This is a genomic window from Blautia luti (assembly GCF_013304735.1).
GTDB lineage: Bacteria > Bacillota > Clostridia > Lachnospirales > Lachnospiraceae > Blautia_A.
In genome coordinates, this window is record NZ_JAAITI010000001.1 from 17,793 (window position 1) to 33,564 (window position 15,772).

17 protein-coding genes and 1 pseudogene are annotated in these 15,772 nt (G+C 40.6%); 16 read left to right on the forward strand and 2 right to left on the reverse strand.

The features are described 5' to 3' along the window. Window positions 1-47 precede the first annotated feature (47 nt). The 6 genes from G5B06_RS00090 to G5B06_RS00115 are packed head-to-tail and all read left to right on the forward strand — an operon-like array spanning window position 48 to window position 6,056. On the forward strand, window positions 48-2,339 hold the full coding sequence (locus tag G5B06_RS00090; RefSeq protein ID WP_148445078.1) for a pyridine nucleotide-disulfide oxidoreductase/dicluster-binding protein: 2,292 nt from the start codon (window positions 48-50) through the stop codon (window positions 2,337-2,339). After that, on the forward strand, window positions 2,339-2,560 hold the full coding sequence (locus G5B06_RS00095; RefSeq protein ID WP_148445077.1) for a DVU_1557 family redox protein: 222 nt from the start codon (window positions 2,339-2,341) through the stop codon (window positions 2,558-2,560). The genes G5B06_RS00090 and G5B06_RS00095 overlap by 1 nt, the downstream gene beginning before the upstream one ends. Next, the gene (locus G5B06_RS00100) at window positions 2,561-3,094 is read left to right on the forward strand and encodes a class I SAM-dependent methyltransferase (protein WP_118699509.1); all 534 of its coding nucleotides are present in this window, start codon (window positions 2,561-2,563) and stop codon (window positions 3,092-3,094) included. A 3-nt stretch (window positions 3,095-3,097) separates the two neighbouring features. Next, window positions 3,098-3,529, forward strand: a complete 432-nt coding sequence (locus G5B06_RS00105; protein ID WP_173762690.1) for a DVU_1555 family C-GCAxxG-C-C protein — start codon at window positions 3,098-3,100, stop codon at window positions 3,527-3,529. Then, window positions 3,526-4,851, forward strand: a complete 1,326-nt coding sequence (gene trsS / locus G5B06_RS00110; protein ID WP_118699511.1) for a radical SAM (seleno)protein TrsS — start codon at window positions 3,526-3,528, stop codon at window positions 4,849-4,851. The genes G5B06_RS00105 and trsS overlap by 4 nt, the downstream gene beginning before the upstream one ends. Beyond that, window positions 4,848-6,056 (forward strand): DVU_1553 family AMP-dependent CoA ligase, encoded by a 1,209-nt coding sequence (locus G5B06_RS00115; RefSeq protein ID WP_294411302.1) that lies wholly within the window; start codon window positions 4,848-4,850, stop codon window positions 6,054-6,056. Before trsS ends, G5B06_RS00115 begins: the two co-directional genes overlap by 4 nt. Window positions 6,057-6,161: 105 nt before the next feature. Here the strand turns inward: G5B06_RS00115 and G5B06_RS00120 are convergent. After that, window positions 6,162-6,500: pseudogene (locus G5B06_RS00120) on the reverse strand (glucose PTS transporter subunit EIIB); the annotation flags it as partial. 39 nt (window positions 6,501-6,539) lie between these two features. Here G5B06_RS00120 and G5B06_RS00125 point away from each other — a divergent pair. Next, window positions 6,540-6,962, forward strand: a complete 423-nt coding sequence (locus G5B06_RS00125) for an RNA-guided endonuclease InsQ/TnpB family protein (RefSeq protein WP_117592155.1) — start codon at window positions 6,540-6,542, stop codon at window positions 6,960-6,962. Between the two features lie 112 nt (window positions 6,963-7,074). Here G5B06_RS00125 and G5B06_RS00130 read toward each other — a convergent pair whose 3' ends face one another. After that, window positions 7,075-8,241 (reverse strand): hypothetical protein, encoded by a 1,167-nt coding sequence (locus G5B06_RS00130; RefSeq protein WP_173771080.1) that lies wholly within the window; start codon window positions 8,239-8,241, stop codon window positions 7,075-7,077. A gap of 331 nt (window positions 8,242-8,572) precedes the next feature. Between G5B06_RS00130 and G5B06_RS00135 the strand changes: the two genes are divergently transcribed. From G5B06_RS00135 to G5B06_RS00175, 9 genes are all read left to right on the forward strand, one after another. Next, window positions 8,573-9,874: a PBECR4 domain-containing protein gene (locus tag G5B06_RS00135; protein ID WP_148445075.1), complete on the forward strand. Its 1,302-nt coding sequence runs from the start codon at window positions 8,573-8,575 to the stop codon at window positions 9,872-9,874. A 310-nt stretch (window positions 9,875-10,184) separates the two neighbouring features. Next, a complete protein-coding gene (locus tag G5B06_RS00140) occupies window positions 10,185-10,538 on the forward strand; it encodes a TatD family hydrolase (RefSeq protein WP_173762693.1) in 354 nt (117 codons plus the stop codon). 26 nt (window positions 10,539-10,564) lie between these two features. Further along, the gene (locus G5B06_RS00145) at window positions 10,565-11,119 is read left to right on the forward strand and encodes a Type 1 glutamine amidotransferase-like domain-containing protein (protein ID WP_173771082.1); all 555 of its coding nucleotides are present in this window, start codon (window positions 10,565-10,567) and stop codon (window positions 11,117-11,119) included. Window positions 11,120-11,405: 286 nt separating this feature from the next. Next, window positions 11,406-11,636 carry a purine biosynthesis protein PurH gene (locus tag G5B06_RS00150; RefSeq protein ID WP_118062052.1) on the forward strand — a complete coding sequence of 77 codons (231 nt, stop codon included), beginning with the start codon at window positions 11,406-11,408 and terminating at the stop codon, window positions 11,634-11,636. A gap of 21 nt (window positions 11,637-11,657) precedes the next feature. Continuing rightward, window positions 11,658-12,260 carry a class I SAM-dependent methyltransferase gene (locus G5B06_RS00155; RefSeq protein ID WP_118062076.1) on the forward strand — a complete coding sequence of 201 codons (603 nt, stop codon included), beginning with the start codon at window positions 11,658-11,660 and terminating at the stop codon, window positions 12,258-12,260. Window positions 12,261-12,267: 7 nt separating this feature from the next. Continuing rightward, window positions 12,268-13,077, forward strand: coding sequence for a Cof-type HAD-IIB family hydrolase (locus G5B06_RS00160; protein ID WP_173771084.1), 810 nt, complete (start codon window positions 12,268-12,270; stop codon window positions 13,075-13,077). 340 nt (window positions 13,078-13,417) lie between these two features. After that, complete coding sequence (locus G5B06_RS00165; RefSeq protein ID WP_173771086.1) at window positions 13,418-14,425, forward strand: calcium/sodium antiporter; 1,008 nt, start codon at window positions 13,418-13,420, stop codon at window positions 14,423-14,425. Window positions 14,426-14,629: 204 nt separating this feature from the next. After that, complete coding sequence (locus G5B06_RS00170; RefSeq protein ID WP_148445070.1) at window positions 14,630-14,842, forward strand: hypothetical protein; 213 nt, start codon at window positions 14,630-14,632, stop codon at window positions 14,840-14,842. A gap of 181 nt (window positions 14,843-15,023) precedes the next feature. Next, window positions 15,024-15,767: a copper homeostasis protein CutC gene (locus tag G5B06_RS00175; RefSeq protein WP_173771088.1), complete on the forward strand. Its 744-nt coding sequence runs from the start codon at window positions 15,024-15,026 to the stop codon at window positions 15,765-15,767. Window positions 15,768-15,772 lie beyond the last annotated feature (5 nt).

A 15,772-nucleotide genomic window follows, 5' to 3' on the forward strand; every position in this document is an offset into this window, starting at 1 on the left:
AAAGAATTGTATTGATCCGGTTCACAGCAACGAAAGGAGTGCAGGCTATGACATATATACAGGAAAGAGGTTCTACTCATGTGTATCATGTAAATCGAATGTCAAAGGAAGAGATGGATCATATGATCAGTCTCTGCGTCCATGATCAGCCGGCGTACTGTGTTGCGGCCTGTCCCTTCAAAGTAGATACAAAAGAGATGCTGTTTTATGCTGCAAAAGGAAATTTTAAGAAGGCTCTGGCAATCTATGAAAAGATCACTCCATTTCCGATGATTCTCTGCGACGGATGCACGGCTCCCTGTGAAGAGAAATGTAAGCTTTGTGAAATTGGCGACGGTGTATCCATACGTGAAGTAGAGCGCGCAATTGTCCGATATGGGGAATCCGGAAAACGGAGCAGTGTTTTTCGTATAAGAAAAAAGAAAAAGGCAGTAATTTTCGGGTCAGGATTATTTCCACTGTTTCTGGCAGGGGAACTGGAGCGGAAAATGTATCCTACAACTATTTACTGTCAGGAAGAAAATTATGAAGAGTATATTGCAGCAGCTGCACATCTGTCGGAATCTGATTGTCGGAATGAAGCGAAACGTCTGAAATCCATGGATCTTGTTTTTGAATTCGGATGCAGTCTTGATCCTGTATTTATCAGAGAAAAGATGGAACTGGCAGATGTGGTTTGTGCATCAGAAGAGATTGCACAAAAGCTGGCACCACAGGAAGAAGCAGATATAGAAATCATGCTGAGAGAACAGGCCAGGATCGTCAGCGGATCAACACAATCAGTGATGGATGCTGCTTTTTCTGCAAAGAGAGCCGCCCTGACGGTAGATCTTCTCGTGCAGAATCTTTCTCCGTACAGCAACAGAGGCAGTGAAGGAGCAGTTACTACCAGGCTTTATACGAATATAGAAGGCATCAAAGGGTCAGAAAGAATCCCCTGTGGTGCAGAGGGATATTCGAAAGAAGAGGCTGTTGAGGAAGCAAAGAGATGCATACAGTGTCATTGTGATGAGTGTATAAAAAGCTGTGTTTACTTAAGTGAATATAAAAAGCATCCGGGGCTTCTGGCCCGTGAAATTTATAATAATACCCAGATTATTATGGGAGATCATCCAATGAATAAAGCGATGAATTCCTGTTCACTCTGCGGACAGTGTACGGTGACATGTCCGAACGGATTTGATATGAGTCAGGTTTGCAGATCTGCAAGAGAAAACATGGTATCCACGGATAAGATGCCATTGGCGCCGCATGAGTTTGCGTTGATGGACATGTTGTTTTCAAATTCAGAAGCTTTTTTATGTAAACCTCAGCCTGGATTTGATATCTGCAGATATGTGTTTTTTCCAGGATGTCAGGCCGGAGCGATTGCGCCGGATGTAGTCATGGATGTATATGAAGACCTGTGCAGAAGAGTTGAAGGCGGGGTTGCACTGATTCTGGGGTGCTGTGGTGCAATCAGTGAATGGGCAGGTCGTTATGAAATGACAGAAAAAGTAAATGAGCAGCTGAAACAGGAGCTTGCAAAGCTTGGCGATCCTGCAATCATAGCAGGTTGTCCGAGCTGTATGAAACAGTTAAAAGAGAGTACTGGTGCAGTGGTCACAGGAGTCTGGGAAATTCTGAAGGAAATCGGACTTCCCGAGACGGCCAGGGGACTGGAAGTACCGGTTGCAATACATGATGCCTGCGGTGCCAGAGGAGATGTACATACACAGGATACGATAAGAGAGCTTCTGACCGAAATGGGATGTACAGTTGAAAATACAGAATATTCCAGAGATCTGTCTCCCTGTTGTGGGTATGGCGGCCTGACGGCATATGCGAATAAGGATATGGCAGCCAAAATGGCAGCAAAATGTCTGGAACGTTCAGATGCACCATATGTGACATATTGCATGGCATGCAGAGATCGATTTGTCAGAGAAGGAAGAGAGTCCAGACATATTCTGGAACTACTGTATGGAGATCATGCCTGCAGTATGCCGGATATCAGCGAGAAACGATACAACAGGCTTATGCTGAAAGAAAAACTTCTGAAAAATATCTGGAATGAGGAACTGATGATGGAAAAAAAAGATTATACCGTGACCTATACAGAAGATGCGATCCGAATGATGGATGAACGTATGATCCTTAAGAGTGACGTTGAGAGAGTGCTGGCAGATTACCGAGAAAGTCAGGAAGCAGTCCTTGATGAAGAAACAAAAGAACTGGTAGCAAGAAGTCGACTTGGAAATGTAACATTCTGGGTGCGTTTTATAGAAACAGAAGAAGGGTATCTGGTACGCAGAGCATACAGTCATCGAATGAATATTATGAAAAGGGTGGGACAATAATGGCAGTTGAGAGAAACTATTATACGATTGATCCGGAAGGAAAGCTGACCTGCAACAAATGCAAGGTTCCACTGGTAAAAGGAAAAGCAAAATTCATGTATCTGGAAAACGGTTTTCCGGTTGAGATGCCGGTCTGTCCAAAGTGTGGTTTTGTCTATGTTCCGGAGGAACTGGCTCTTGGAAAAGTTCTGGCAGTGGAACGTGCACTGGAGGACAAATAAATGAACAGACATCCGGGTGGTGAGGCACAGACACTCCATCTTCTGGAATATGTCAAATTCAGGAAAGGAATGGAAGCCCTTGATCTTGGAGCGGGTGAAGGTGAGACCGTGCGAATCCTGAAATCCCTGGGAATAAATGCACATGGAGTGGATCTTTCACCACGGAGCAGGGATGTACAGAAAGGAGATTTTCTGAACCTTGACTACACAGCAGAGAGTATGGATCTTTGCATCAGCCAGTGTGCATTTTTTGTCAGCGGAGATCAGCAAAAAGCTGTTTCAGAATGTTGGCGTGTATTGAAAAAAGGCGGATTACTCGTGTTGTCAGATCTGGATCAGGGAAATCTTGTAGAGGTTGTTAAATGTACAGGATTCTGCATTCTTCACCAGGAAGACCAGACGGCTCTCTGGAGGGAATATTATCTGGAAGCAATCTGGAATGATTCATTCTGCTGCGAGGAGTATAAGCTTCTGCAGAAGCAGTATAAAGGAAAAAAGCTAAGTTATACGGCAGTGATTGGCAGAAAGGAGTAGCATATGGACCTTTATGAAAGAATAGCGGAACTTGGGAGCATGGGATATCATTGTTCGCAGATGATGATGATCATGACGCTGGAAACCATAGGTGAAGAAAATCCACAGCTTGTAAAAGCTCTGGGTGGTCTTGGCGGAGGAATCGGTTATTGTGGAGATATATGCGGATGTCTGACAGGAGGTGCCTGTGCGATAGGATATTTCCTTGGCAACCTGGCACCGGAGGAGAAAGAAGATGTTCAGATGAAACCGGCTGTGCAGGAACTGTATCAGTGGTTCCGTGAAAAGACGGAAGAAGAATTCGGAGTGTTTTATTGTAAAGATATCACACATCTGGACTGGGGAGTGATCATGGAGAGATGTCCTGCACTCATCGCAGAGACATACATGAAAGTTATGGAAATACTGACAGAACGGGGGATAATTGAAGTTTGATTACAATTGGTAAAACGAAAAGCGTCTGTCCGGTATGTATGAAGGTACTTCCGGCTAAAAAATGTATAGGTGAAGAGGGGATTTATCTGACAAAGGAATGTGATCTTCATGGGAAATTCCGGACACTGATCTGGGAGGGAAGTGTAGCAGATTACCTCTCCTGGGGAAGAGAAAATCTGTCTGCTGAGACTCCTGTAAATCCAAAGAGTAAAGAAAAGGCCTGTCCGAATAATTGCGGGCTCTGCGAGGAACATGAACGAAAAGGCTGCTGTATGGTTCTGGAAGTTACAAAGCGCTGCAATCTTCATTGTCCGGTCTGTTTTGCTTCGGCAGGTGAAAGTCAGGAGAAAGGAGATCCTTCTATCTGTGAAATAGAAAAACAGTTTGATTTTCTGATGGAGCATGGAGGTCCGTTTAATATACAGCTTTCAGGCGGTGAGCCGACGATGAGAGATGATCTTCCTGAAATCATACGTATGGGAAGAGAAAAAGGTTTTACATTTTTTCAGCTGAATACTAATGGGATCCGCCTTGCAGAGGAAGAGGAATATGCCAGAAAACTGAAAAAAGCGGGACTGAACACGGTGTTTCTTCAGTTTGACGGAGTGAGTGATGATGTTTATCGGACGCTTCGTGGACAGGATATGATGGAAGTGAAGAAGAAAGCTGTCCGGAACTGTTCCGAGGCGGAGCTTGGAATTGCTCTGGTACCGGTCATTGCCCCCGGAGTGAATGATATGCAGGCAGGGGATATCCTGAAGTTTGCTCTGGATCATATGCCATTCGTACGAGGGGTACATTTTCAGCCAATCAGTTATTTTGGCAGGTGTTCACAGGAACGCCCGCAAAATCCGATCACGATACCGAGGATGTTGAAGCTGATCGAGGAACAGACAGAGGGACTCATGAAAGCAGAGGATTTTGCCGGAGGCGGAGCTGAGAATCCATACTGTTCTTTTCATGCGAGTTATCTGAGAAAAGGTGAGAGAAAATTAAAGCTTCTTGAAAAGAAATCCGGAAAAGGATGTTGTTGTACAACCAGTGATGATTCCAGACAGTATGTTGAGAACCAGTGGAGCTACAGTACAAAAACTTATGATGAGGGTGAGATGACGCAGACAGACGCACTGGATGAGTTTCTGAATCGGGTTCATAATGAGACCTTTGCAGTATCAGGAATGCTTTTTCAGGATGCCTGGAATCTGGAACTTGACCGTCTGAAACGCTGCTATATCTGTGAAGTGGATTCGGAATATGGTATGGTACCGTTTTGTGCCTACAACCTGACTAATTCGAAAGGAACATATTTATACAGAAAGTGAAACGAACCAATATTGATGAAATGATCTGTAAGCAGGAAGGTATTGTAGAAGTTACGAGAGAAGCACTAAATAAAATACAGCTTGCTAAACTGAATGCTGTTCTGAAAAGAGAAAAAGAACGAGAGGGATTTTACAGGAATCTGCCGGAAAAACTGGAAAATCTGGATGCTTTGAAAACATTTCCGTTTACGACAGAGTCGGAGCTGGCGAAAAACAGTGGAAGGATGCTTCTGTGTTCACAGGGAGAAGTCCAGAGAGTAATCTCAGAACAGACGAGTGGAACAACCGGTGCCGGTAAACGTGTATTTTACACAGAAAGAGACTGTGAACATACGATAGAGCTTTTTATGGCGGGACTTGGTGAGTTTATTTATCCTGGAAGTACGACTATGGTTGCCATGCCGTTTTCCGGTCCCTTCGGTCTTGGAGAACTGATCGCGGAGGCCATCAGGCGTATAGGCGCAAAACCTCTCCTGACCGGAACTGGCAGAACTTACGGCGAACTAAAAACAATTCTGGAAAAAGAGCAGCCGGATACTTATGTCGGTATGCCGGTGGCACTGCTTTCCATGCTCAGAATGTGTGGAAAAGGCAGTATAAAAAGAGCTCTGGTATCTGGCGATGCCTGTCCGGAAACAGTGATGAATGCGATAGAAAAAATTCTGGAAACACAGCTCTGGCCGCATTATGGTTCCAGAGAGATGGGGCTTGGCGGAGCCATTTGCTGTGCTGCTCATGATGGCATGCATATGCGGGAAAATCATTGTATTATGGAAATCATAGATGAAAAGGGAAACGTACTTCCTGATGGAGAATGGGGAGAACTGGTGATCACAACCATTGGAATGGAGGCACAGCCTCTGATCCGGTACCGGACCGGAGACTGTACACGTATTATTCCGGGAAGATGTATCTGTGGAAGTGAAGTAAAGCGCCTGGATTTTGTGAAGCGGATCAGTCAGCCCGGAACGATCAGAGAGATGGATGATGTGTTGTTTCAGATTCCGGAACTGGTAGATTACAGTGTCAGGATCACAGAAGACAAAAAAGAAATTACAGCACTTCTCACATCAGACAAAGGAATGGAATCACTCAGGAATGTTCTGACAGACGGAGATACCATATCTCTGAATTGCAGAAAAGCAGAATGGAAAGATACAGCCTTATATTCTGCAAAACGCGTGATACTCTATTATACCGGATAATATGGACCACCACAACAGGAATTATTTGTATGCTCCATCATCTTACCTCCCAAGGAAAAAATACCGGGCTATCCATCAGGACAGTCCGGTATTTTTAAATTCTAATTATTCACAAAGTTTGGAAAATTCGTCAGCTACAAACTGAACTTTTGGTCCAATGATTACCTGTACGGAAGTTTTGCCAGGTTTGATAACACCAGCAACACCAGCAGATTTGATTACTTTATCACTGACTGCAGTAATATCTTTTACTTCAAGTCTTAATCTTGTGATGCAGTTGTCAATGCTTGTGATGTTTTCTTTTCCGCCACAGCCTTCGAGGATTTTTGCTGCGATTGCTGTGTAATCGTTGCTTCCTAATTCAACTTTTTTCTCTGCTTCAAGATCGTCGTCATCTTCTCTACCAGGAGTTTTCAGATCGAATTTCTTGATTGCAAACTGGAAGGAAAATATTTGAAACTGCCTAAGATGACGGCTGTCAGAATGAAGCTTCACCGTCCGATATCAGAAAAATGGAAACTGAAATCTGTGACAGTCAGCAGGGAGCCATCCGGAAAATACTTTGCCAGTCTTGCTGAGAGCTTCGATGCAGTATGCGTGGAAGATCTGAATCTGAAAGGGATGGCAGGAGGACTTCATCTTGGAAAAGGTGTACATGATAATGGATATGGCCTGTTTCTGTCTATGCTGGAATATAAACTGGAGGAACGAGGAAAATATCTGATCAAAGTAGACCGTTATTTTGCATCCAGTAAGATTTGCAGTGTATGCGGAAATAAAAAAGAAGAATTGTCTTTATCTGATAGGATTTATTACTGTGAATGCGGTAACAGAATGGACCGCGATGCAAATGCAGCAGTTAATATCATGAATGAGGGAAAAAGAATCTTTGCAGAATGTGCATGACAGCACAATAAGAAGTCCGTAACCGGACTAATAAAAATCGCGGGGCACGCGAGGATAGCTTGTAGATACTTGGCTCTGTAGAGCCATTGAGCAAGAAGCCCCCACTTCAAAATCAGAGATTTAAGTGGTGGGAGCATGTCACTAAGCCCTTCAGATGATTTTGTTTTAGCTTAATTTTATCCAAGTTATGCTTATATTTAATTACGACTTTTCCAGTCTCGATAGACAGAATGTCAAGAAACTTGAAAAGAAAATAGTCATTGGCATATTCATTGATATGAGAGTATACATGGTCCTTTATAGAACGTAATTGCCCAACTTCTATATCATCGTCCTTAAATATATAAATTAATCTATTATTTGATAAAGTGGCATCATATCGTCCCGATCTGTTATTGGAAAAAAACATTTTGTGTCGTTTATCAATGAATTGTCCCTGATAAGCAGATATACCTATAGATTCCCAAAAGAATTCATTATTGTCATGATAATCAATGTCAGTACGATATACTTCGATTCTTGGAGGAAGTATTTCTTTATTATGGAGTACTAGCGGAAAATAGTGGCTTAATTCTTGTAAGAATTCCCATTCTATTTTACTTATAAATTCATATATTTTGTCTGCCTTTAGATAGTTATCGTTATAATGCGTTATTGAATAATTTTTGTAAGCACCGGAGGCGTTACTTTTTTTTGTTAAAGATTGAACAGCGAATCCACGTTTGTCTTTATAATTACATGAGATTAAAGAATTAAGTTCTTTCATTTTGAGCTCTGACAAATAAATATTAAATTGTAGAGACAAATAGCCTGAATTAATATTACATATTTTCAATGTAAAATAATCTATGCTTTTTTCGAGAGGGTGATTTTGGAATTCAAAAATACCACAATCAGTAGTTTCGTACCAACATAATAATGTTGAATCCATTTGATCTATTTTTTTACATAGTTCTTCTAATCCATTTGGGACAGTCAAAAAACGGTTTGATGTTCTATTTTTTAAAAGATATTTTACACCAGATTGCAATTTGTGAATATCTTCTCTTCTAATCAAATCTGAAATAGTGACAAAATATAAATTGAACATTTTATTTTGTGGTATTGAATTATCGTGTTTATCCAGGTTATGATAATTTTTAAAAACATAATCAAAATATTGTTTTTGAAATTTCCCTTTCTTTCCGGGGAATAAAGATAATAATTTAGCTCTGCTATATGCATAAAAATAGGTATATTTTTCTATTTGTTCTTTGTGTTTTAAGCCATAGTATCTCAAAGAAAAAGTCACTCCTGATATGTACATGTTTTTTATTCATATTATAGCTTTTAAGGGGAATATTATCTATAAAAAATGATATGTTTTTTCAAAATTCTTGACATATATAAAGTGTTTTGCTAATATAATAATATAAATGTTTTGTGGTGAAACATTATTCCCAAGACGCTTGTTATATCAGGTATGCAAGAAGAGGCGTAAAGCGGGGATTTATTCAGGAAGTCTGCACCTGTACCTGAGAGTGAAAACGAAAAAGAACGTAGTCAATAAAAGAAGATATTATGGAAAGGTCTGAGGATATTACCTTAGACCTTTTCTCATATGAGGAGTTATGCCAAAAAATGAAAAATATTTGCGGTTAGCCAAAAGTAGAAAAAATAAGCCGCTTGATATTGATCTACAGAAAATTGCAAAAGAGTATGAAAAACTTCTGCATAAAAAATTCTCTTATTTATTTCAGGGAAATTTGAAAGTGGATTTCCAATTTAAGAAAGAAAATTTTTATCATTTACTTGGGTTTCATAAATTAACAGATGTGACAGTAGTGAGAATGGTGGAAACTCATCAAATGAAAAGAGAAACTTTTTTTGAATATGTACTATCTGGAAGAATCGGTTTAGATAAGACCGATAAGAATATTGTAGATAGTGATATTATAGTTAATATTTGTGATACCAAAAAGAAATCAGACTTAGGAGAGATAAAAGCAAATCGTCTTGCCGTTTTTAGTGAAAAAAATATATTAGAATTGCTGTTAAGTGATCCAGTAATAGACTTTGAAGATTCAGATAAAATTTTCTTTAAATTACATAAAGAAAAAATGCGAAACTTAAATTTATTCGTGGGCTTTGATGCACAGAAAAATCAGCATTTTATTTCTACATTCTTTCTTGAAATGATAGCTGACAAATTTAAGATAAAAAAGGATGGAACTCCACAATCAGTTATATATATATTATCCAGAAGAATAATTAATACGACGAACAATGAAACTGAAGATTTTATGATTAAATGGGAGAATGTCCGAAAAGAATTGCTTGAGTTACCATGTTATCGAGCACAACGTCGTTTAAAAACCTGGATTAATAGTCCTCATATTCAAACAATAGATGTAGAATATAATATAGATGAGCAGCAGAAAATGTTGAAGAAATATGATAAAGAAAAGAAGAAATTACAGCGCTTATATCACATATTAGAATTGATAAAAGATTTAAATGGAAAGGATACAAAAGAACATGCAATTTTAGAATTAATGGAATATGACATAGATGCAGAAGTTGAAGAAGAAATTGTTGAGTATATAGAGAAAGATGCAGGCAAAGTAAAAGAACAATTGGATAGAATTGAACATAAAGCCTCCTCATTGGAGAATAAAATGTCTAAATTTAAGCAGTTTCTTCCAGAATTACGATTGCTTGAATTCGAAGAAGTTAAATATATATATCAACAATATTTACCAGAATTTAAGATAGAGTATGAGATTGTATCTCAAATGATTAGAGACGAGAAAATATATCAGAAAACCTTGAATCCAGAAAAGTTTAAAGAATATTATAATAATTACAAAGATGGGATGGAAATAGTCTATGAAGAAATTGCAGCAAGTGTAAATCCTGAAGAATCTTTTTGATGACTACATAAGCAATAAAATAGAAAAATTAGAACCTGATACGTATTTGTTTTTTATTAGACGTGAAAAAACCTGTGACTTACCTGTGACAAGGGAAAAAACGGTAGCGGAAACCTCCTTTCTATGCGGGTTCAGGGGCAGGGGTGAAAGTTCGAATCCTCTAACGCACGCTATGTCGAAAGGCTGGAAACCTTGAAAAATCAATGGTTTCCGGCCTTTTTTGTGCTTGTTAATTTAAGTTCGAACCTGTGATTTCCTTATCTGAAGTGATTTTAGTAACCAAAAGTGTATTGCAGTTGGCAAAACAGGATTGGATTACAGTTATCCGAAGTTTGGTGCTGTATATCATTGTTTTTGCGGAGATGTTGAAACAATAAAAAGGTATTGTGATGTTGGAGTAAAATATTTTGGAATTGGTGGGAAAATATTTTATGAAAATGAGCTGAAAGAGACAGTTCGTTTTATGCCGGAAGATAGCCTTGTACTTGAGACGGATGCTCCGTATATCAGGATTCCAGATATGAAAGGACCAAATACATCGCTTTCATTATGGGATATTGCAGAGCGGATAGCGCTTGTTCGAGGAACTACAACAGAAAAAATAATTGAACTGACGACAAGGAATGCAGAGCGATTATTTGATACTGGATATGGTGATGTGTAATGTGATGAGAAGAGAGAGGATAAGTTATGGGAGACAGAGAAAACAAAAAGATTTTGCTTGTGGACATAAAGAAATGTAGAATTACTGAGAAACTAAAAGATGCATGTATATCAATGGGGTTTGAAAAAAGTAACATATTTGTGACTTCAGAGGCTGAAGCAGAAGATTTTTCGGATTTTTTCGAGTATTACTATGTTACAGCAGGAAATACATTTGAAATTTTAAAGGAGATAAGGATTAAAAAACTTTCAGGTTTAATAAAAAGAAGTATGTTAGAAAATAATGCAACTTATATCGGCAGCAGCGCCGGTGCAATGCTTGCCAGAATCGATGTTCGCCTGGCATTGGATTTTGACAGAGATACGGAGGATCTTGATGATTATAGGGCATTGTCCTTATTTAATGGGACAGTTATTCCTCATTATTCAAAAGCAGATCTCAGACGTTACATTAAAAATACAGATTCTGATGTTCTTGCAGGATATGACAAAATATATTCAGTGAATGATAATGAAGCTCTGATTGGTGAATTTGAAAAAAATAGAAATGTTGATTTTCAGAGATTTTCTATTACCAGATGATCTATTATTAAATAACTGTGGAACTTTTAAATGCAGCTCCACAGTTTATTGGCGAAAACGGCCGATTTTTTAAATACGGGTTTTGAGGTGGTTTTTTATCTTCGGAAATAGGCGAAAAATTGTATTGACACTGGTAGTGGGCCAGAGTAGAATAAAAAAACAGAAAAGAAAAATTTTTGTAAAGCTGTTTGTTTGATACAAGCAGCTTTTTTCAAAAGAAAAAGTGAACAATAACAAAAATATAGAATACCTGAAACACAGGTGAACCTATCAGGAGGAAAAAACAATGCCAGGATATCTGATCAAAGATACAACAAAAGAGGAACGTAAACAGATCGTGGAGGAATCTCTTGGAAATATTTCTGCGAACTGTGATGGATGTATGGCCAGACTTGCGGATATGTACCAGGATTATATTGACGGGAAGAAGGAAATCCGTGAGATCAATATGGAATTCAATGCCAGATATGTCCGTGGAGATATGGACAAAGAGGAGAAAAAAAGCTGCCCGATGTAGGAAATGGAGATTGACAGTACCATGGACCAAAATGAAGTAAAATATGATAAGCTGCTGAAAATCAAAACTACCGGCCGTGACGATTCCAGGTCGGATCAGTACTGTTATCCATATGAACCAACGCCATACTGTGTACTGGAACGGCTTGCGTATTGTGGGTATCTGGGGAAAAAGAATCATCTGATCGACTATGGATGTGGAAAAGGCAGGGTGGATTTTTTTCTGGCATGGCAGGTCAGGTGCCGGACTACAGGTGTAGAGTACGATGAACGCATGATAAAAGCCGCAGAAGAAAACAGGCAGCGGGCTGTTTCCGGGGCAAAAACCACTTTTATACTGGAAAATGCAGCCCTTTTTCAGGTGCCGGAATCTGCTGACAGATTTTATTTTTTTAATCCGTTTTCTGTGGAAATACTGAGAAGTGTCATCGGACGCATCCGGGAATCCTGGTATGAAAAAACAAGAGAAATGCTGCTGTTTTTCTATTATCCATCTGACGAATATATTTCCTATCTGATGACTGTGGATGAACTGGAATTCCTGGACGAGATCGACTGCCAGGATCTTTTTGACGGAAAAAATCCCAGGGAGAGGATATTGGTATTTCAGATGGGAGAGGAGTAAAAACAACATGATAAAACTGATCGCAACAGACGTAGACGGAACTCTTGTAAAAGACGGGACCATGACTATCAATCCGGAATATATGACAGTAATCCGGAAGCTGACTGAGCTGGGAATCACCTTTGTGGTGTGTTCCGGGCGGCAGTATGACAGTGAGAGGAAGCTATTTGAGCCGGTGAAGGATCTGGTGTATTTTGTGTCAGATGGCGGTACGGTGATCCGGAAGAATGATAAGATCCTGAAGGTACATACACTTCCGGATGAGGTTTGGAAACGCATGCATCATATGGTAAAAGAAAAAATGCCGGAATGTGACTGCTTTATTGCCACACCGGAGTGCTGTTATGCGGAGAATGAAAATGGAAGGATGTTCCGATGGCTCAGGGATTCCTATGGTTATGATATGAGAAAAGTGGACGATCTTTCTTCTCTTGAGGGAAAACAGGTGCTGAAATTCTCTGTCTATCACCCGGAACGGTGCGAGGAGCTTTGTGCCCTGTATTTTACACCGGCATGGAGGGATAAGGTAACGCTGGCGGCTGCCGGAAAAGAATGGATGGACAGTACACCGCCGGAGGGCGAAAAAAGTACAGCTGTCGAATTTATCCAGCAACAGTTAGGAATTTCTCCGGAGGAAACCTGTACATTCGGAGATAACCTCAACGATATTGCCATGCTTCAGAAAGCGGGAAGGAGTTATGCGGTAGCTAACGCCAGAGCGGAAGTGCAGGCAGCAGCCAGGGAAGTATGTCCGTCATACAGTGAAGATGGAGTTTTACAGATCCTGAAAGGGATTGTTTCTGAAAGCGGAAAATAATAAAGATACATAAAATATGTGCTTTCGATAAAGAAAAGTCACCGGCCAGGGGTTGACTTTTAAAAACAATTCTGTTAAATTGAAAAAAATTGAAAATTTTAATTCCATGAGGGAGTAGTTCGCACGTAAGTGTGATTTGTCAACAGACCCGGTTTTTTCTGAAAAACCTGGCAAATCTTAAAGAATGAGACTCATGTATGCTTTGTTATATTTTATTGCAGCAGGGCATACATGGGTCTTTTTTATGTAACAAAAGAATGCCGGAAAGAATTTTTTCAGCAGGGCGTGCGACAATGAATCTCCAGGTTGTGGGAAATAAAAACAGAAAGTGAGAAGAAAAATGGAAAATCTGGTAAACAGTTCACCACTGATCCTTGTGTTAATCTTTCTTGTGATCGGCTTTGCTTTCTTGATGAAGGGTGCGGATTTCTTTGTGGAAGGAAGCTCCAGTATCGCAAAAAGGCTGAAGGTGCCGCCGATCATCATCGGTCTTACTATTGTGGCAATGGGAACATCTCTTCCGGAAACCGCAGTCAGCGTTACAGCGTCACTGGTCAATAACAATGAGCTTGCGGTCAGCAATGTGGTAGGTTCCAATATTTTTAACCTGATGGTGGTTGTTGGAGTCTGTTCCATCCTGACACCGATCCTGGTACAGAAGGAAACCATCCGGAGGGATATTCCGTTTTCCATGATCTGTGCGCTCCTTCTTCTGGGGCTTGGGATCCTGGCAGCAGGAGATACGATCGGAATGAGACTTGGTCATCTGGATGGAATGATCCTGCTGGGATTTTTTGCAGGCTATATTGTGGTAATGATCCAAAGTGCCATGAAGGCCAGGGCAGCAGGAAAAAATGTGGACATGGAAGGAATGGAAGAACTGGAAGAAGAAATCGGCATCCTTTCCTGGCCGAAGAGCATCCTCTTTATTGTGGGAGGCGCACTTGCCATTGCCTTTGGCGGAGATCTTACGGTGGATGCTGCCAGCCGCATTGCCATTGATCTTGGAATGAGCCAGACACTGGTGGGACTGACCATTGTTTCTATCGGAACTTCCCTTCCGGAGCTGGTGACTTCCGTGGTTGCAGCCAGAAAGAACGAAGTGGATATGGCTGTGGGAAATGCGGTAGGCTCCAATATTTTTAATATCCTGATGGTTCTCGGAGTTGCATCTGCCATCAATCCGGTGGCACTGATCCGGGAAAATATTATTGATATTGTCATACTTATCGTGTTCTCGCTGATCGTGTGGATCTATGCGGCCACAAAGCAGAGAATCAGCCGGAAAGAGGGAATTTCCATGGTGTGTATGTACCTGATCTATGCGGGGTATATTATCTGGAGATAAAATACCGGAACGAGGATAAGAGAGAAAGACTGTACGGGAATTTTATAGAGGGTACAGAAGATAAGAATACACAAAATATAGAAAATACAGAAAAAGGAAGCTCTTTTTATCCGGAAGAGCTTCCTTTTTTGCGGGTATATTTATTTAATAGGAAGTCCATGCAAAGTGTTATATGTGGAAGATGCGGTATAAAGGAGAACTTTTATGTGGAAAGTAACAGGTTATACAAAAACAGGAGAACGAAATCGAAAGAGCGGACTTAAGTGTCAGGACTGTGCGTGCTACATGGAAAATGAGGAGGAAGGAATCCATGTGATCACAACGATCCAGGGGGAACTTTACGATCTGTGTGAGAAATACAATGTAGGACTTGAAAAGCTCCATTCCACACTTATGGGACTTGCAGTAGATGCATAATTTTCTGCCAGGGTTTGAGGTCATTATTTATAACGGGACAAGTTACAGATGGGCGATGCATCTGTGTATCATTAATATACTGAAAGAAGGGATGGGAGATCAATATGATTGACGGGTATGAATTTCTATGTCAGAATAAGTAAAAAAAGCAGAGAGTACGATTTGGAAAAGGGGTACTGAAATGAAACAAAAAATCCTGGAAGTTTGTGTGGATTCTGTGGAGTCTGCACTTGCGGCAGAAAGAGGCGGAGCAGACAGGCTGGAACTTTGTCAGAATCTGGTGATCGGAGGAACAACACCCAGCCCGAAATTATTCGAAACAATCCGGAGATACAGTAAAATTCCAATTCATGTTCTGCTGCGGCCACGTTTCGGAGATTTCTGTTATACACAATATGAATTTGAAATGCTCCGTGAGGAAGTTACCATGTACCGTAAACTGGGAGCGGAAGGTGTGGTAATCGGCATGCTTTTGCCGGAGGGAACCCTTGATATCCGGCGCATGGAAAAACTGATGGAAGCGGCAGAGGGAATGCCAGTTACTCTTCATCGGGCATTTGATGTGTGCAAAGATCCGAAAGCAGCTCTTAAGCAGGCCACGGAACTTGGAATTCAGACCATTCTTACATCCGGACAGCAAAACAGTGCGTTAAAAGGTGCGCCCTTGTTAAAAGAACTGAAAGAGCAGGCAACCGGAAGAATTCAGATCCAGGCAGGCGGAGGAATCTGTGCGGAAGTAATCGAAAAACTTTATCCGCTCTGTGGAGTAACTGCATATCATATGTCCGGAAAAACAGAACTGGACAGCAAAATGGAGTATCGGAAAGAGGGAGTCAACATGGGGTTGCCGTCTCTCAGTGAATATACCATTTACAGAACCAGTGAAGCGGCTGTGCGGGCAGCAAGAAATGTTTTGGACAGATAATTTTG